The following is a 17,335-nucleotide window of genomic DNA, read 5'->3' on the forward strand; positions in this document are numbered from 1 at the left end:
AGTGCTTTATTCTCTACCTGGCAACTTCTTCCAAGTAACGGTATCCCTCACATAGTGCGGCTGTGCATCCTGCGCCGCAACTGTATCACCATTGGTGAACCCAATATCACCAATTGCAAGCATAAATCGCGCATTAGGCAGCGAAACTGAATCAATGACAGAGACATTTAAGCGCTTTGCATCGTCAGCATAAGTCTGCCATCCAGTACCAACACCTTTTACCCCATTAAAATCATCATTGATGATTTCAGGCTTAATCACAATTTCGTCTTGTTTAGCAACCGCATTACCATGCTCGTCAGCCCCAAAGTGACCAAGGTAAATCTCCCCCATACGCGCATCTATGGCACTGACGACTTCTTTACAATCTTGTGTTTGCAGGGCTTCTTGCGCCATAGCTTGTAAAGTAGACACACCATGTAATTTCAACCCTGCAGAATACGCAAGGCCTTGTGCTACTGCCACACCTATTCGAACACCAGTAAAACTACCTGGGCCGCGACCATAAACAATGCCGTCTAATTCTTTTAATGAGCAATTTGCTTCAGATAATAACGCATCTACAAGTGGCAGAATTTTCTGACTGTGTTGCTGTGGACACACTTCAAAGTGAGTAAAAGTTTTACCTTTAAAGTGAAGGGCAAGGCTCAAAGCTTCTGTAGAAGCATCTATTGCTAGCAAATTATGTTTCATGTTTATCGATGTTCTCTAAAAAATTCAATGCCTTCTCCAAATCTCGCGTACGCGTCATAGGTGGAAGACTTTTAATAAACGTTTCGCCGTATTTTCTCGTAACTAAGCGATTATCGCAAATAATAAGCACGCCTTTATCAGACCTATCTCGGATCAAGCGCCCTACTCCTTGCTTGAGTGCAATGACTGCCTGTGGTAATTGAATATCCTCAAAAGGCTCTTTACCGCTGAGCTCTGCATCTTTCATTTTAGCTTGTAACAGTGGATCATCTGGAGAAGTGAAAGGCAGTTTATCGATGACAACACAACTTAAAGCATCTCCTCGTACATCCACCCCTTCCCAAAACGAGGCGGTACCAAGCAAAACCGCGTTACCATGACGAATAAACTGCTCAAGTATAATACGCTTTGACGACTGCCCTTGCATAAATACGGGATATTCAGTCGCAGTACTGATCCCCTCATATACCAGATGCATAACACGATAACTAGTAAAGAGTAAAAATGTTCGCCCCTCGGCCGCATTGATAACCGACTTTGCTATTTTAACCAAAGAGTGCGGCATAAGTTCATCTTTGGTCTCAGGTAAATACCGAGGTAAACACAATAATGCTTGCTTTTGATAATCAAACGGACTGTCTACAATTTTGTGAAAATCCGGTTTTAGACCAAGGCTTGCATTAAAATGGTCAAGCTTATTGTCAACCGACAGCGTCGCTGAGGTAAAAACAAAACCGGCCTCTGTTTTTTTAACTAATTCCTGAAAACGGTTTGAAACATCCAGTGGGGTAATGTGAATGGTTACAAATCTACGTGTGGTTTCAAACCAGTAACTATACCCAGTTTGAGCAACATCAAATGCCCGCTCCATCTGGCCTTTAAACGCTAATACGCGTTCAAATGGATGCTCAATTTTGTCACTTCTATCAAGGCAAAGCTTCAGCACTTTATACAAAAAATCTAAATTACCAATTACTCGGTGCAGCGCCTCACAAATTACTTTATCTTTAAGCGCCTCCCGCCAATCTCCACGAGCCCCATCACCGCCAAATACTAGCCTTAAATCAGCAATACTGGTGGTTAACTTATTGAGCGTTTTCCCCAATTGCAGCATATCAGGCATATCACTCAGATAAATAACACGAATGTCATTGACTAAATCATTGAGCTGCTTAGTACTGATTGACTCGCCAAAGTAGTCGCTCGCAATCTCATTAACCTGATGTGCCTCATCAAAAACATAGGTATCGGCAGTTGGCATCAACTCAGCAAAACCAGAATCCTTAACCGCCATATCAGCGAAGAATAAATGATGGTTTATCACCACTAAGTCGGCTTCCATGGCTTTTAGGCGAGCTTTACGTATATAACACTCTGCAAAATCTGGGCACTCTTTCCCTAAACAGTTATCTGCAGTAGAACTGACATAAGGTAAGACTTTGGCATCTTCCTCTATACCAACACAATCAGCGAGGTCACCGCTTTGTGTTTCAGTTGCAAACTTTGCAACCATTGCAAGTTGATGCATGACATCTGGGTCGTCTGTTGGCACGTGAGCAACATGCTGATTTAGGCGATAAGTACACAAATAGTTTGCACGACCTTTAAGCAGTGCTGTTTTGCGCCCTTTACCAAGCGCCTTTAAGAGATTTGGTAAATCTCTGTGATAGAGCTGCTCTTGAAGGGCTTTAGACCCAGTAGAAATGACAATTTTTTTTGTATTTATTAGTGCAGGAACAAGATATGCGAAAGTTTTACCAGTACCCGTACCAGCTTCTACCACGCATTGACCGCCATTTTTGACTATATCGTCAATCGCAACAGCCATTTCAATTTGAGGTTGTCTTGGTTGGTATCCACTAAAATGATTAGCTAGTGGGCCCGTCTTTGAGAAGTACTGTTCTATGGACAAAGAAAAATATTACCTGACTAAATAACTCAGGCAATTCTAATTTTAAATCAAAGCGAGAGCAAGGCACCCGTTCAACTCAGCCCTTGTTTTTATGCCAAATTAGTAAGTTGATGCATACTTTTTCGCTTAAACTAAGCCCAAGTATCCAGATGTTTTTCATCATCTGAACTATTACTATTTTCATCATCGTCATCTGGAGGCAACTCCCGCTGGTGTTTTAATTCGCTATCTACACTGTTAGCTTGAGATTTCCCTTTGATCTTTTCAGCTTTGTTATCAAGCACACCAACAATTTTAAACGGCCCATTATGCGCAACTTTTAATCGAACAATAGGTGCCATGTAAGGCTTAAAAATATCCATAAGCTTACCTCCCAACAAAATAAACCACTGACCTATATACTTATTATCGACAGGCATAAAGTATTCTTTATTTATTTTCAAAAAGTACTTGCATGCTTTGGTAATTTCATGATTATCTATAAAAAGTTAATCGAATTACAGAATTTTTTACAAACAGGTAAAAACATGCTTTTAAATCTGACAGCAGTACATCATCACCATCATACATCGGGATAGCCTGTCAGGTATTTCGCTGGTGGGTTATTCCTAAAAGGAACCTCCGGCGAATCATTCAACGTATTTAAAATTTATTTCGCCCTGAGGTTCCCTCGGGGTTTTTCGTTTTTGAATATTGGGAAATAAATTATGAATACATCTAATCGCTTACGTATCGCAATCCAAAAATCAGGCAGATTGTCAAAAGACTGCCAATCTTTATTAAAACAACTCGGCGTTAAGCTGAACTTGCGTGAACAACGCTTAATCGCGCATTCAACAAATATGCCAATCGATGTACTTCGTGTACGTGATGACGACATTCCAGGTTTAGTAATGGACGGCGTTTGTGACCTGGGCATTGTTGGTGAAAACGTACTGGTAGAAACGCAAGCAGAACGAGAGCGCGCAGGCCAATCCAACGCTGTTAAAACACTGTCGAAACTTGATTTTGGTTATTGCAGGCTGGCACTTGCTTGGCCACAAGAGTTAGGTGAACAGTCAAAAGACTGGTTTAACGGTAAACGCATTGCCACCACCTACCCTGAAATCCTTAAGCAATACCTTGTTAAAGAAAATATCGATGCCAGCGTGGTTATGCTGACGGGTTCAGTTGAAGTTGCACCACGTGCAGGCCTTGCAGATGCAATTTGCGACCTAGTCTCAACAGGTGCAACCCTCGAAGCAAACGGCTTAATGCAAGGTGATACGATTTTAGAATCAAACGCATGCTTAATCCAAAATGCAAACCTGAATGACGACAGTAAGCTTTCCTTAATCAACAAGTTACTACCGCGTTTAAAAGGCGTGCGCCAAGCCAAAGAAAGCAAATACATCATGCTACACGCACCAAAAGCAAAGCTTGAAGAAGTATGCGAATTGCTACCAGGCACAGGTCAACCAACGCTGTTATCACTTGCGGGCAGTGACGACTATGTTGCCCTACACATGGTAAGTAGTGAAACATTATTTTGGGAAACCATGGAAGAGCTAAAAGCACTTGGTGCGAACTCTATCCTCGTCATGCCAATCGAAAAAATGATGGAGTAACTTATGCTAGTTTGGGATCAACTTGACCAACAAGCACAGCAAGCAATACTCACTCGCCCTGCCGTTAGTGCAGGAGCGGGAGTGCAAGCAGCAGTCGAAGACATCATTGACTGCGTGCGTCAAAAAGGCGATCAGGCATTATTGGAAATGGCCAAACAGTTTGATAACCGCCAATCAGATAGACTAAGAGTACCTGAAGATGAAATCACACAAAGTGAATTTCAACTCAGCAATGAGCTAAAAAGCGCCATCGATCAAGCTTACAACAATGTACGCGCATTTCACGAGCTGCAGCTACCAGAGCCTAAACAGCTTGAAACGCAGCCCGGCGTGGTATGCGAGCTAAAATATCAGGCCATTGAAGCTGTCGGGATTTACGTACCGGGCGGGAGCGCACCTTTACCCTCTTCCGTATTAATGCAAGGTGTCTGCGCACAACTAAGCGGTGCAAAAACTGTGGTGCTCGCGACCCCAGTAAAAGGCGAAGAGCCAATCCACCCTGCTATTTTATATGCAGCAAAAAAATGCGGTATAAACATCATCATAGAAAGCGGTGGTGCCGGTGTGATAGCAGCCATGGCATTGGGTACTGAGAGTGTACCAAAAGTGGATAAGGTGTTTGGTCCTGGTAATGCGTTTGTCACCATGGCAAAGCAACTGTTATCCCAGTCTGTCCCTGGCTTTGCTATCGACATGCCTGCAGGTCCATCAGAAGTACTGGTCATCGCAGATGAAAGCGCTAACCCTGCTTTCGCCGCAGCAGATTTACTATCACAAGCTGAGCATGGCGCTGACTCTCAAGTACTGCTGCTAAGTGACAGTGAAACCTTTATCACTGAGGTAGAAGCTGAAATCACAAGGCAACTGGCTGAATTATCTCGAGCTGAAATCGCAAAAAAAGCCATGAACAACAGTGCATTGGTCTTAGTAAAATCAATCGATAAAGCCTTTGAATTATCTGCTGAATATGGTCCAGAGCACTTAATACTGCAATTAAGAGATGCGCAGTCTCGTGTTGATTTGGTGAAAAACGCGGGCTCTGTCTTTGTCGGCGACTACACGCCAGAGTCCGCTGGCGACTATGCATCAGGAACCAACCACGTACTACCAACGTATGGTTACTCTAAAACTTATTCCAGTTTAAATTTAATGGACTTTTTTAGAACCTATACCGTTCAGTCAATCACTAAACAGGGCTTGTCTGATCTAAGTAAGGCTATCTTGCCGTTAGCAGAAGCCGAAGGACTTGATGCACACGCCAATGCCGTTGCAATTAGATTAAATGGTGGAACACAATAATGGCTACTTCATTGCTACCAAAAAATATCGAGAGCTTGAAAGCATATAGCTCAGCAAAGAGTGAAAAGCTCACAGGAAATACCTGGCTAAATGCCAACGAAAGTCCATTTAGTAAAAGCATTGAGGTTTCTATTGATGATTTAAATCGCTACCCGGAGCCTCAGCCTGAATCCGTAATTAACGCATATAGTGAGTATGCACAATTGTCGCCAGCTCAGGTGTTGATGACCCGAGGTGCCGATGAAGGCATTGAGCTGTTAATGCGCACATTTTGTGAACCAGCCAAAGACAGTATCGCCATTTTCACACCGACTTACGGTATGTACAAAGTCTCAGCTGATACACAAAACATTGCCATTAATGCGCTGTCGCAAGATCAATTGAAAGAAGCGAAAATCAGCGAACTAAGCGCACTTGTCGGCGACGCTAAACTGGTATTTATTTGTAACCCAAATAACCCAACTGGCAGCTTAACTCCGGTAGATAAAGTTGCAGCGCTCGCCAAAGCACTTGAAAACTCTGCACTAGTCGTCGTGGACGAAGCGTATATTGAGTTTGCGCCAGAGCAAAGTACGGTGTCTTTACTTCAAGATTTCGATAATGTCGTGGTGCTAAGAACCCTTTCTAAAGCGTTTGCCCTCGCAGGGCTTAGAACAGGCTTCTTGCTGGCCAATGATGCGGTATTAAACCCTGTACGCAAAGTCATCGCCCCCTACCCGGTATCAACCGCAGTGGCAAAAATAGCAGAACAGGCACTGTCTGTAGATGCAATCACGCAAATGCGCCGACAGGTCAATATTTTAAATAGTAATAAAGCGAAATTAAAAACATGGCTGAGTAACTCACCTAAAGTCACTCAGGTTCTTTGCGGTGAGGGCAATTTTGTCACGCTGCAGTTAAGTGACAAAACACTTATCGAACAAGCAATGAAAGCCGGCACCATTATGCGCCCGTTTACACTATTTGGTGAAGACAACTGGCTCAGAATATCTATCGGCAGCGAGCAAGAATTAGAACAAGTCAAACTTTGGCTAGAGCAAAGCGAGTAAGGAAGTAAAATGAGCACGCCATATCTATTCATCGACCGTGATGGCACATTAATTGAAGAACCTGTCACAGACAAGCAGGTAGATAGCCTAGAAAAATTAGCGCTTCTACCTAATGTGATCCCAGCAATGCTGGCTTTGCAAAGCGCAGGATACCGCCTTGTCATGGTGTCTAACCAAGATGGGTTAGGCACAGACAGTTTCCCTGAAGAAGACTTTGCCGCACCACACAACAAAATGATGGAAATCTTCTCATCACAAGGCATTAAGTTTGACGAAGTACTGATTTGTCCGCACTTTGACGAAGACAACTGTGATTGCCGCAAGCCAAAAACAGGTCTACTCACCTCTATTATGCGCTCAGGTAAAGTCGACCTCGCTCGCTCTTATGTGATTGGGGATCGCCAAACAGACATCCAACTTGCGCAAAACCTGTGTATTCAAGGCATCTTGTACGACGGAGATTGGAACAAAATTGTCACCGAGCTGACCACGCAAAACCGTCAAGCCAGTGTGATCAGAAATACTAAAGAGACGCAAATCTCCGTTGCAGCAAACCTAGACCAGACCGCCAATGGCGAAATAAATACAGGCCTTGGCTTTTTCGACCACATGCTTGATCAGATCCGTACCCACGCCAATATTGGTCTAGACATTAAAGCAAAGGGCGACCTACACATAGATGAGCACCACTTAGTCGAAGATGTCGGTATCGCGCTTGGGCAAGTATTACGAGAAGCACTTGGCACTAAATCACAAATCGCACGATACGGCTTTGCCTTGCCGATGGATGAATGTAAAGCGGAGTGCCAATTAGATTTATCCGGCCGTGCATCATTTGTACTCAATGCCAACTTTAGTCGTGAAAATGTTGGTGACTTAGATGTGCAAATGGTGGAGCACTTTTTTAAATCGCTATCGGATAATGCCCAAGTAAGCCTGATATTGAATGTTTCAGACGGTAACTGTCACCACCAAGTTGAAGGCTTATTCAAGGCTTTTTCTCGCGCTTTAAGAATGGCCATAGCCAAAGATGCGTCTCAACTTACTGCTAGCTCAAAGGGGTGTTTATGATAGCCATAATTAATACCGGGTGCGCCAATATCAACTCTGTACGCTTTGCTTTCGAGCGTTTGGGCGTGACACCTGAAGTGTTATCTGATCCTAATCAGTTAGCTAAGTTTGACCGCGCTGTCCTCCCAGGTGTTGGCCATGCCAATGTGGCCATCAAACGCTTGAACGAGCAAGGCTGGAAAGACGCCATTAACGCTTACCAAAGGCCCCTAATGGGAATTTGTTTAGGTATGCAAATGCTTTGTGATTACAGTGAAGAAGGTGATGTCACGGGGCTTGGGATCATCGATGGCAGTATTAAAGCACTGCAAACCGGTGATTTAACGAGTCCACACATGGGTTGGAACAATATCAATGTCACCAAGGCACACCCTTTAACGCAAGGGATCAGCAATGATGACCAGGTTTATTTTGTGCACAGTTTTGCACATGAACTCAATGACACAACCCTAGCAAGCTGCGAGTACGGGCAGGCATTTTCTGCCATCATCGCTAAAGATAACTACGCAGGCATGCAATTTCACCCTGAAAAAAGCGCCAAAGTGGGCGCACAGCTTTTAACTAATTTTATGCAATGGCAAGTTTAATAAAGGAACGAACATGATAATTCCAGCACTCGATGTTTTAGATAGCCAAATTGTTCGCCTCTATCAGGGCAAATACGATACAGCGCAATTTTACCCGTTTGACTTGCAGACTCGCCTACATGAATACCAAGATGCAGGAGCAATCAAATTACACCTTGTTGATTTAGAGGGCGCGCGCGATCCGAGTAAAAAGCAGTGGCAACAAATTCAAGCAGCTACGAGCAAACTTGACACACCATACCAAGTAGGTGGTGGGATCCGCGCTTATGAAGATATAAAGCAATGGCTTAAAGCAGGTGCAAACCAAGTTGTTATTGGGTCATTAGCCGTCGACCAAAAAGAGCAACTGGCTCAGTGGATCCAAGAGTTTGGCGCTGAACGTTTTGTCATAGCATTAGATGTAAATAAAACCACAGATGGATGGTCTGTGGCTACGCACGGCTGGCAAAGCGACTCTAGCGTGTCATTATTTGAGTTAATTGACTTTTATTTGGCATTAGGCGTATACGACTTCTTGTGCACGGATATAAGTAAAGACGGCACAATGACAGGCCCTTCATTTGAACTATATCAGCAAATCGTGCAATACAGTCCTGCTGCAAAAGTACAAGCTTCTGGTGGTGTAAGCTCATTAGACGACATCAAACAGCTAATTGAAATTGGCGTCACAGGCATCATCTTAGGTAAATCCTTATTAGATGGCGCATTTACTGTTGAGGAGGCAATTGCATGTTATCGAAACGCATAATCCCCTGCCTTGATGTGAAAAATGGCCAAGTCGTTAAAGGGGTCAAGTTTAAACAGCACGAAGTAGTTGGCGATATTATTGAACTTGCCAAACTATACAGTGAGCAAGGTGCTGACGAGCTGGTTTTTTATGAGATCAGTGCCAGCGTCGAAAAGCGCTTACTTGATTTAACTTGGGTCAGAGACATCGCCAAAAATATCGACATTCCTTTTTGTGTTGCTGGTGGTATCAAATCCGTGGCAGATGCCGCAAAAGTGTTAGAGCAAGGCGCTGATAAAATTTCAATCAATAGTCCTGCTATTGCAAGACCTGAACTTATCAAAGAGCTACATGACGAGTTCGGCAAGCAATGCGTAGTTGTGGGTGTTGATAGTTTTTATGATGATAAAAGTGGCGAGTATTTAGTGTATCAGCTGACTGGTGACCCAAATGCAGCCAGTCAAACACGCTATAAAACCCAAGAATGGATCCAGCAAGTGCAGGATTTAGGCGCTGGTGAAATTGTACTAAATTGTATGAACCAAGATGGTGTACGCAAAGGCTATGATTTATCTCAACTAAGCGAAATGAGAGCACTTTGTGACATTCCTCTTATTGCATCAGGTGGTGCAGGAAAAGAGCAAGATTTTGTGGACGTATTTAAACAAGCCAATGTGGATGGTGCATTGGCAGCCAGTGTTTTCCACAAGCAAGTCATAGAAATACCAAAGCTAAAAAAATATTTAAAAGATAATAAGGTAGCGACAAGATTATGAAATTAACGCCGGACAACATAAGCAAAGTTGACTTTGGTAAATCAGAGTTAATTCCAGCCATCGTACAAGATTACGCAACCGGCGTGATCTTAATGCAAGGCTTCATGAACTTGGAAGCGCTACAAGTGACTTTTGAGAAAAAGCTTGTCACTTTTTACTCACGATCTAAATCTCGATTGTGGACTAAAGGCGAATCATCAAATAATGTGCTTAAACTAGTTGAAGCACACACGGATTGCGACAGAGACAGCATTTTAATTCTTGCAAATCCAGCGGGGCCAACTTGCCATTTAGGTACTGAAAGCTGCTTTAAAGATGCCAAACCAGATCTTGCCTTTTTAGGCACTTTAGAAAAAGTCATCAAAGAGCGTAAAAACGCCGACCCTGAATCAAGCTACACAGCATCACTTTTCGCAAAAGACTTAAGTCGTAGCTGTCAAAAAGTTGGAGAAGAAGGCGTAGAAGTGGCACTTGCTGCCATGAAGCAGGATAAAGAAGAATTGCTTAACGAATCTGCAGATTTAATTTACCACTTGTTAGTACTTTTACAACGAACTGATCTCAACTTCTCTCAAGTTGTCGAGACATTAGCCAAAAGGCACCAATAACCTACCTCATCCTAAATGACCATGGTATGCTTAGGGAAAATTTGAAAAGGAAGCTGCCATGGTTTTTCGCAACCTATTTTACTCTATTGGTTTTATCACGTTAGTTGGCTGTAATACATTGCCAAATGACGTAGAAAAAAAAGTTGAAAACATGACTGACTGTGAAAAAATCAATGCACTTATCACAGGTGCTGATGATGGCTTTTCTATATTGAAAGGCAGCGAAATAAACGGCAAATTAATGAAGAGCTGGCGACCTAAAGCGCATTTAATTGAAGATAGTTGCCAAATTAACTTGTATACAAGCGGTAATACTGCCTACGAATGTAATAAAGCGTTTGCAGGTAAAACACAAGCGTTAGTTAGGTTTGAACAAGTGAACGAAAAGCTTAAAACCTGCTTAAGCCCTGACTGGGAAGAGAAGCAGCACTTTGGTAAAGAAAGTAGCCGTTCAACATTTACCAGTGAACTATCAGAGACAAAAGTCGCAGTCAATTTTGGCACTACTTTAGATAAGCAAAAGCCCTGGGCAGTGAGCTTAGAAATTGTCAAATAACCTGTTGGCTAATCTTCTTTATGGTTAAAGAAACTCACCATTGAATACTCAAACTACCAAACACACATAAACTAGTTAGCTGGCGCACTCAAAACGCCCGCTAACTCAAACATATTAGACTTAGTAAAATAGTCGATGCATACTTAAAGTCAAAAACCAATACCAGTCTCATAAACATAGTTCCAACACCTACCCCGCTTTTCATTATTGATTTTTTACTGCTTAACCTGCAGGTATAAAAGGGAAAAATGCGTCAATGCAAGGTATATAAATTTCTATACTTATCCGTATTAAATCATGAAGATAGAAATAAAGTTCGCTTATTGATCGACAACCACCTTTCGAACTAATAATTTACAACTAATAACGTTTAATGACGCTCGATTATGGTATCATCCGATTTTGCTATCTTCGAAATAAATAAAGCGAGGCTAATTCGAATGAAAGACACTCAATACGACTATCTTATAGTCGGTGCTGGTTTGTTTGGTGCAGTGTTTGCCCGAGAAGCTACGGATCAAGGAAAAAAAGTATTGGTGATTGATAAGCGCAATCATACAGGCGGCAATATCTATTGCGAGAATGTAGAAGGTGTCAACGTACATAAATATGGCGCGCATATTTTTCACACTAGTAATCAAGAGGTTTGGGATTACGTAAACCGCTTTGTTTCATTCAATCATTATGTGAACTCTCCTATCGCACGTTATGAAGATAAGCTATATAACTTGCCTTTTAACATGAATACTTTCTATCAATTGTGGGGAGTAACCACACCACAAGAAGCAAAAGATAAAATTGCCGAAGAGCGCGCGCCTTACGCAGACTTAGAACCGCAAAACCTTGAAGAACAAGCTTTATTCTTAGGCGGTAAAGACTTATACGAAAAATTAATTAAAGGCTATACTGAGAAGCAATGGGGGCGCCCTGCCACTCAGATCCCTTCGTTCATCATTAAGCGTTTGCCTTTTAGGTTTACTTTCGACAATAACTACTTTAATGACTTATACCAGGGCATTCCAATCGGGGGCTACAATGCACTCACTGACGCACTACTTGAAGGTGTCGAAGTGAGAACTGGCGTAAACTATTTTGAAAACGCTGGACAATACAATGAATTAGCGGACAAAGTACTTTACACAGGTAAGATCGATGAGTTTTTTGACTGTCAATTCGGTCAGCTAGAATACAGAAGCCTACACTTTGAAACTGAAGTGTTAGATCAAGAAAATTATCAAGGTAATGCGGTGGTTAACTACACTGAGCGTGATGTACCCTATACTCGCATTCTTGAACATAAGCATTTTGAATTTGGCACACAAGATAAAACGGTAGTCACTAAAGAATACCCGCATGAATTTAGTAAAGATAACGAGCCTTACTACCCAATCAACGATGAAACAAATAATGCGCTTTTAGCCCGCTACCAAGAGCTGGCTAAGACCGAACCGTACGTCAATAAGTTTATCTTTGGTGGAAGACTAGCAAATTACAAATACTATGACATGGATGACACAATTGAAGCAGCATTAGCACTTACTGCTCAGGAGCTTGTGTAAATTATGACTAAGAAGGTATACATAGCTCGAAACTACCGCTCTAAATTTGATGCAGCAGGCAAAGCCAAAATGGACTGTGAAACCATCTTGGAGAATAACGGCTGGAAGAATATTGGATTTAAGCAAACTTGGATAGCCAACTCCATTTTAGGCACATTAATTAGTGCGTTAGGTGTAACATGGGCTATTTTAAGGTTGAAATCTGGTAGTACCGTCTGTTTACAGTATCCATTCAATAAGTTTTACGGATATTGCTTGTGGGGCGCAAAACTTAAAAAGAGTAAAGTCATTACCTTGGTTCACGACCTTAAAAGTTTAAAAGGTAAATACGGACACTCAGACAAAGAAGTCAATTTACTAAAGCAATCGGATCAGCTGATTGTACACAATGACAAAATGGCCGCTTGGTTTGCAGAGCAAAACTTTAATGCTGAAATAGCGAATATCGAAGCATTTGACTATTTGCACACTGATAACCCAAACGCAAAAAGAACTGAGACTGACTACAATGCAATACGCATTGTGTTTGCTGGTAATATGGGGCCGTTTATATACGAACTCGACGGCCTAGATCGCGGTAATTTCAAATTCGATTTATACGGTGTTGGCTATGATGAGAAAAAAATCAAAAACATCAACGATACCGTGCTGGACTACAAGGGTTGCTTCCCTTCCAATGAAGTTATCGACCATATTGATGGCGATTTTGGTCTTGTTTGGTATGGCATCACGTTAGATTCTTGCGATGGTGTTACAGGTAAATATTTAATGTACAACAATCCGCATAAGCTCTCGTTATACTTATTATGTGATATGCCAATCATCATTTGGGACAAAGCTGCAATGGCTGACTTTGTTGAAAAAGAAGGTATTGGTTTTAGCATAAGCTCGTTACGTGATATTAAGCAACGTCTTGCAGAGCTCACTCCTGAGCAAATAGAACAAATGAAACAAAATGTTCAGCGCGTAAAAGCTGATGTTCAATCAGGTCAGTACCTTTCTCGAGCATTAAACAAGCTGTCGTAAGTACTTTACATAAAAGCTTATAATGACTCTTTCTATACTGAAAGAGTCATTAATAATAAGTGACAAACATACTCTACAGCCCTCCTTTATTCTAGAGTAACTCAGCTATAACTTTTCAGTATCACAAAAACAACACCATGAGATAGCACTCCAATATTGCTGCTCAAATAAATGTTTATTTTATTCCTAAATATATACCTAATTAGAATAAACAAAATGTTGATTAATTAAACAATCATGTTAACTTTGAATTTACACTGATGTAGCAGTTGTTTCACTGTGAGGCTTATTTGTCTTCGCTGTAGCTGTAGCTGACGCTAACAGCGTTACAGTTGTGCAGACAAAATTCTCAACTCTGCACTACAAGCTAAAACGTGCATCCATTTAAGTGTATTTTTTATTTATTAAATTAGGAAAGGAAATAATCATGTTAAAACTAAATAAAAGAAAACTAAAAAATTTGTCGGATGATAAGCAATTAGTAGATAAAAAAATGACGCCATTTATTGCCGGTGGTGTTACTACTAGTCGCTCTTGGTGTTGGACTACTGGGCTATGTACTGACACTAAATTGTGCTAAACCGAAGCACCAAATATATAGATAATTTTATCTAAATAATTCCCCAATGCTGAGGAGGCAAAGTCTCCTCATTTAAAAAGGTTTCCCTTGATTTATGTCACGCCACGACAAGCTACCACCTGCAGTCCAATACATCACACTGGCTTGCACCGCATGTGTTAAACATGAATCCGACGGCCAAGTTAATTTGGCAGTTCCCCAATGTGTCTGACCGCCCCTTGAAATGGTAATTTGACCCGTGTTGCCAGCTGGCAATATAGCGGAACCATCAACTGGACTGCTTCGAAATTGTGAGGCAACTAATATTTGCTGCCCAGGCTCTCTAGATTCAGTATACAGCCTACCCGCAGCATCAAATAAATGTATTCGGATGTTAATATCTGTAGTCGATACATTACTGACATAAAACCGATAACTTTAATTATCACTCTTAGTCCATTGTGGCAATTGAAAAGTTTTCTGCGTAGAGCACTCTATGGCCTGCAAATTAGCCGAGACAGTAAAACCAATGAATAAAAATAACGTGCGAATGTTCATTTTTTTATCCTTAATTCAATAATTAACATTTATTTCTTCCCCTAGATACATAATTCAATTCACCGGGGAAACTGTACTACTACACAAAGACCTGACGATTAAATTTTACATTTCACTCAATTCAGAATTAAAAAACACGACTTTTTCTCCCAAAATGCTTTTTATTTACTAAGATATTTATAGAGTTGCACACTACTCGACCATCTTTTGACTTTTTTTCAATTATTGTTAATTTGAGCTTAAATTAGTGATGATTTAATGGCATAGTGTCGTTACTAAAGTAGGTAATTACATACCTTGTAATACCTGACGGATATAAAAATAATTTTAAAGTGCGTAAGGGAGAAATAATGTCCATCCAAGTAAATTTTGAACTCACAGATATCGATTTAGAACATTTTCGTTCAATGATGCAATCAGCAGTCGAGCGCAGTACTCACCTCAGTGAAGAAGAAATTATCACCAAAGCACGCGAACTTGTTGAACAAATGGAAGGCACTAACGTACCTGAGTTCGTTAGAACAAGAATGATGTCTTTATCAGCTCTTATAGACGCAGTTCAAGATGAAGAATGGCAAATGCCTGAAGATGAGAAGAAAGAAATCATGCTATCTTTAGCGTACTTTGGCGAGCCAGAAGATATCGTACCAGACAATGTACCTGTACTAGGTTACATCGATGACGCAATTATGATTGAGCTTGTTCTTCAAGATTTATCTTTAGACCTTAAAGCATACCGTGAATTCTGTGGCTTTAGAGCAACTGAAGAAGCAAGACGAGGCGACCACGCAAAAGTGAACCGTGAAAGCTGGTTAGCGAGCACACGTGCACAAATACGTTCTTCAATGAGAAGAAACCGCTCAGGTTCAAAAGGCTCACGCTTTTTCTCTCGTATCATGTAAAACATAGAGCCAACAGCATAAAGGGGAACAAATTTGTTCCCCTATTTTTTATCTAGCATTGGGATGGGTCACGCCTAACCAAGCTTTGTAAAGTTTAGCCTGTCTCGGTGTTGGAGAATATACGGGCCTCACAACTTTACTCCTGCTCCCCTGTCCACCTAGCTTAAGCTTTGTAGTCATTAACTTATCTCGGCGAATAAAGTCAACTTCAACTGTTTGCTTAGGTTCAAACAGTGCGAGTGTATGCGGTAAGTCTTTTCGAACATGGTGTTTATTCACTGCAACAATCTTATCACCAGATGTTAAGCCGGCCTGCCACGCACTTCCGCCACGCGCTACATGTGTCAACTCTAACAGTTGCCCAGTATTTTTTGCTGTACCATCAAAACTTGCAACAATCACTGTATCAGCCGGATAAACATGCTCAAGTCCCACTTTTAAAAACAACGCATCAAAATCAATAAGTGCAGGGCTATCTATATGTACACTCCACCACTGGCTGTAGTCATGTCCACTAATCTCTTTTAAGATCCGCTTAACATCGCCACTATTATACGAGTGAGGCAGCTTGTGTTGCTTATACAGCTCACTATGCACATCTCTATAGCTCATTTTACCATCGGTTTTATCAATTAAATCAATATCCAGCGCCATAGAGACTAAAGCACCCTCAAGATAAATATTGGTGCTAAAGTTCTTGCCATGATCACCGGCTTGATTGATCCATTTATCGTAACTGGTGTGAGCCACCGACTGCACCTCTCGACCAGGTGTTTTGAGATGCCGATTAAGCGTATTCGTAAGTGATTTATAAAACTCTTGGTTGGTTGTGATACCAGCACTAAGCAGTAAGTAGTTCTCTAAATAGCTGGTTGAACCTTCGACTAGCCATAATAAGTCACTGTAATTAATATCTACATAGTCGTACGGTACCAAGCCATCAGGTCGATAATTTTTAACATTCCAAATATGGATAAACTCATGCGCAGCCGTGGAGATGAAGCCAATATAGTCATCTCTAGACGCAAATTTATCTCTGTGCCGCTGAATAATCGTCGAGTTTAAATGTTCTGTTGCTCCCCTTGCACCGCTAGTCGCATGAACCATAAATACATATCGTTCATAAGGGTAATCATGCCAAATTGAGCTACCTGTTTTTACAAGCTTTTTTAAGTCCCTGATCATTAGCTCAACATCGTAGTTACCCTCTCCCCAAATGACTAATTCATAATCACGACCATCAACCGAATACTTATAAAGTTGATTTATGCCTGTTTCAATTGGCGAATCGAGTAATACATCATAATTATTCGCTTTAAAACTGTGCTTAGAGTCAGCAAAATCCATTCCGGATACTGAGCGCCACTCGCTTGGAACTTCTAGGTTTACTTTTACAGGCTCTTGTCTAAATGAATCACTGAACATAAAAAATCCCGATGCATCGATAAATGCATGCGTGTCATCTATGTGCCGAGACCTGAGGCCTAATTCATTCGCATAAACCTGGTAGGATACAACTACCTCTGTTGGCTTGTTGAGGTGTATACGCCAAGTGTTTTTGTCAATTTTATGCCAGTTTAATGCTTGACCAGTTAAACTACTTGCTGAAAAAAAGCGAATTCCATTGGCCATATTCAATATTTCGTATCGTCCAGTTCGCCAATCAGGTAATTGAACGTCGATATAAGATTGTGCCGTTTTAGGGAAGCTTACTTCTACCTGTCCAAGGTGATGTTCAGGCTCCGTAATCGATAATGTGTATTCCACATTTGCATGTGATAGGTGGCTGGCTAAAGCCAAGGTTATTAGGGATAGGTTTCTTATCATATTAGAAAAAAATAAATAG

The 17,335-nt window shown here is 41.3% G+C and carries 17 protein-coding genes; 13 read left to right on the forward strand and 4 right to left on the reverse strand.

Translation table 11 applies throughout. The features are described from left to right. Positions 1-6 precede the first annotated feature (6 nt). The 3 genes from tsaB to N477_RS14940 all read right to left on the reverse strand — a co-directional run bounded on the left by tsaB (position 7) and on the right by N477_RS14940 (position 3,048). Positions 7-693, reverse strand: a complete 687-nt coding sequence (gene tsaB / locus N477_RS14930; protein ID WP_063363741.1) for a tRNA (adenosine(37)-N6)-threonylcarbamoyltransferase complex dimerization subunit type 1 TsaB — start codon at positions 691-693, stop codon at positions 7-9. Further along, the gene (locus N477_RS14935; RefSeq protein ID WP_063363740.1) at positions 683-2,605 is read right to left on the reverse strand and encodes an ATP-dependent DNA helicase; all 1,923 of its coding nucleotides are present in this window, start codon (positions 2,603-2,605) and stop codon (positions 683-685) included. Before N477_RS14935 ends, tsaB begins: the two co-directional genes overlap by 11 nt. A gap of 131 nt (positions 2,606-2,736) precedes the next feature. After that, positions 2,737-3,048 carry a hypothetical protein gene (locus tag N477_RS14940; RefSeq protein WP_155731912.1) on the reverse strand — a complete coding sequence of 104 codons (312 nt, stop codon included), beginning with the start codon at positions 3,046-3,048 and terminating at the stop codon, positions 2,737-2,739. Positions 3,049-3,312: 264 nt separating this feature from the next. Between N477_RS14940 and hisG the strand changes: the two genes are divergently transcribed. From hisG to N477_RS15000, 13 genes are all read left to right on the forward strand, one after another. Further along, a complete protein-coding gene (gene hisG, locus N477_RS14945) occupies positions 3,313-4,212 on the forward strand; it encodes an ATP phosphoribosyltransferase (protein ID WP_063363738.1) in 900 nt (299 codons plus the stop codon). Between the two features lie 3 nt (positions 4,213-4,215). After that, positions 4,216-5,511, forward strand: coding sequence for a histidinol dehydrogenase (hisD, locus tag N477_RS14950; protein WP_063363737.1), 1,296 nt, complete (start codon positions 4,216-4,218; stop codon positions 5,509-5,511). Beyond that, entirely contained in the window at positions 5,511-6,560 is a 1,050-nt protein-coding gene (hisC, locus tag N477_RS14955; protein ID WP_063363736.1) for a histidinol-phosphate transaminase, read from the forward strand. Before hisD ends, hisC begins: the two co-directional genes overlap by 1 nt. A 9-nt stretch (positions 6,561-6,569) precedes the next feature. Next, positions 6,570-7,631, forward strand: coding sequence for a bifunctional histidinol-phosphatase/imidazoleglycerol-phosphate dehydratase HisB (gene hisB / locus N477_RS14960; protein ID WP_063363735.1), 1,062 nt, complete (start codon positions 6,570-6,572; stop codon positions 7,629-7,631). Further along, a complete protein-coding gene (hisH, locus tag N477_RS14965) occupies positions 7,628-8,218 on the forward strand; it encodes an imidazole glycerol phosphate synthase subunit HisH (RefSeq protein WP_063363734.1) in 591 nt (196 codons plus the stop codon). The genes hisB and hisH overlap by 4 nt, the downstream gene beginning before the upstream one ends. Before the next feature lie 13 nt (positions 8,219-8,231). Beyond that, complete coding sequence (locus tag N477_RS14970) at positions 8,232-8,966, forward strand: 1-(5-phosphoribosyl)-5-[(5-phosphoribosylamino)methylideneamino] imidazole-4-carboxamide isomerase (protein WP_063363733.1); 735 nt, start codon at positions 8,232-8,234, stop codon at positions 8,964-8,966. Next, on the forward strand, positions 8,948-9,721 hold the full coding sequence (hisF, locus tag N477_RS14975) for an imidazole glycerol phosphate synthase subunit HisF (protein ID WP_063363732.1): 774 nt from the start codon (positions 8,948-8,950) through the stop codon (positions 9,719-9,721). Before N477_RS14970 ends, hisF begins: the two co-directional genes overlap by 19 nt. Continuing rightward, positions 9,718-10,329: a bifunctional phosphoribosyl-AMP cyclohydrolase/phosphoribosyl-ATP diphosphatase HisIE gene (gene hisIE / locus N477_RS14980; protein ID WP_063363731.1), complete on the forward strand. Its 612-nt coding sequence runs from the start codon at positions 9,718-9,720 to the stop codon at positions 10,327-10,329. The genes hisF and hisIE overlap by 4 nt, the downstream gene beginning before the upstream one ends. Before the next feature lie 58 nt (positions 10,330-10,387). Beyond that, a complete protein-coding gene (locus tag N477_RS14985) occupies positions 10,388-10,885 on the forward strand; it encodes a hypothetical protein (RefSeq protein WP_063363730.1) in 498 nt (165 codons plus the stop codon). A 440-nt stretch (positions 10,886-11,325) separates the two neighbouring features. Then, entirely contained in the window at positions 11,326-12,444 is a 1,119-nt protein-coding gene (gene glf / locus N477_RS14990) for a UDP-galactopyranose mutase (protein ID WP_063363729.1), read from the forward strand. A gap of 3 nt (positions 12,445-12,447) precedes the next feature. Then, positions 12,448-13,470, forward strand: a complete 1,023-nt coding sequence (locus N477_RS14995) for a hypothetical protein (RefSeq protein WP_063363728.1) — start codon at positions 12,448-12,450, stop codon at positions 13,468-13,470. A gap of 427 nt (positions 13,471-13,897) precedes the next feature. Then, positions 13,898-14,050, forward strand: a complete 153-nt coding sequence (locus N477_RS26110; RefSeq protein ID WP_155731913.1) for a hypothetical protein — start codon at positions 13,898-13,900, stop codon at positions 14,048-14,050. Positions 14,051-14,937: 887 nt separating this feature from the next. Then, complete coding sequence (locus tag N477_RS15000) at positions 14,938-15,489, forward strand: YkvA family protein (RefSeq protein WP_063363727.1); 552 nt, start codon at positions 14,938-14,940, stop codon at positions 15,487-15,489. 48 nt (positions 15,490-15,537) lie between these two features. Here the strand turns inward: N477_RS15000 and N477_RS15005 are convergent, their stop codons facing one another. Continuing rightward, the gene (locus N477_RS15005) at positions 15,538-17,316 is read right to left on the reverse strand and encodes a M61 family metallopeptidase (RefSeq protein WP_063363726.1); all 1,779 of its coding nucleotides are present in this window, start codon (positions 17,314-17,316) and stop codon (positions 15,538-15,540) included. Positions 17,317-17,335: the final 19 nt, after the last annotated feature.

Source organism: Pseudoalteromonas luteoviolacea H33-S (assembly GCF_001625695.1).
Classification (GTDB): domain Bacteria; phylum Pseudomonadota; class Gammaproteobacteria; order Enterobacterales; family Alteromonadaceae; genus Pseudoalteromonas; species Pseudoalteromonas luteoviolacea_B.

What these genes read in the sequence shown, in the direction of transcription:
- tsaB (WP_063363741.1), bottom strand. Translation starts at nt 693, where the DNA reads ATGAAACATAATTTGCTAGCAATAGATGCTTCTACAGAAGCTTTGAGC.
- hisG (WP_063363738.1), top strand. Translation starts at nt 3,313, where the DNA reads ATGAATACATCTAATCGCTTACGTATCGCAATCCAAAAATCAGGCAGA.
- hisD (WP_063363737.1), top strand. Translation starts at nt 4,216, where the DNA reads ATGCTAGTTTGGGATCAACTTGACCAACAAGCACAGCAAGCAATACTC.
- hisC (WP_063363736.1), top strand. Translation starts at nt 5,511, where the DNA reads ATGGCTACTTCATTGCTACCAAAAAATATCGAGAGCTTGAAAGCATAT.
- hisB (WP_063363735.1), top strand. Translation starts at nt 6,570, where the DNA reads ATGAGCACGCCATATCTATTCATCGACCGTGATGGCACATTAATTGAA.
- hisH (WP_063363734.1), top strand. Translation starts at nt 7,628, where the DNA reads ATGATAGCCATAATTAATACCGGGTGCGCCAATATCAACTCTGTACGC.
- N477_RS14970 (WP_063363733.1), top strand. Translation starts at nt 8,232, where the DNA reads ATGATAATTCCAGCACTCGATGTTTTAGATAGCCAAATTGTTCGCCTC.
- hisF (WP_063363732.1), top strand. Translation starts at nt 8,948, where the DNA reads ATGTTATCGAAACGCATAATCCCCTGCCTTGATGTGAAAAATGGCCAA.
- hisIE (WP_063363731.1), top strand. Translation starts at nt 9,718, where the DNA reads ATGAAATTAACGCCGGACAACATAAGCAAAGTTGACTTTGGTAAATCA.
- N477_RS14985 (WP_063363730.1), top strand. Translation starts at nt 10,388, where the DNA reads ATGGTTTTTCGCAACCTATTTTACTCTATTGGTTTTATCACGTTAGTT.
- glf (WP_063363729.1), top strand. Translation starts at nt 11,326, where the DNA reads ATGAAAGACACTCAATACGACTATCTTATAGTCGGTGCTGGTTTGTTT.
- N477_RS14995 (WP_063363728.1), top strand. Translation starts at nt 12,448, where the DNA reads ATGACTAAGAAGGTATACATAGCTCGAAACTACCGCTCTAAATTTGAT.
- N477_RS26110 (WP_155731913.1), top strand. Translation starts at nt 13,898, where the DNA reads ATGTTAAAACTAAATAAAAGAAAACTAAAAAATTTGTCGGATGATAAG.
- N477_RS15000 (WP_063363727.1), top strand. Translation starts at nt 14,938, where the DNA reads ATGTCCATCCAAGTAAATTTTGAACTCACAGATATCGATTTAGAACAT.
- N477_RS15005 (WP_063363726.1), bottom strand. Translation starts at nt 17,316, where the DNA reads ATGATAAGAAACCTATCCCTAATAACCTTGGCTTTAGCCAGCCACCTA.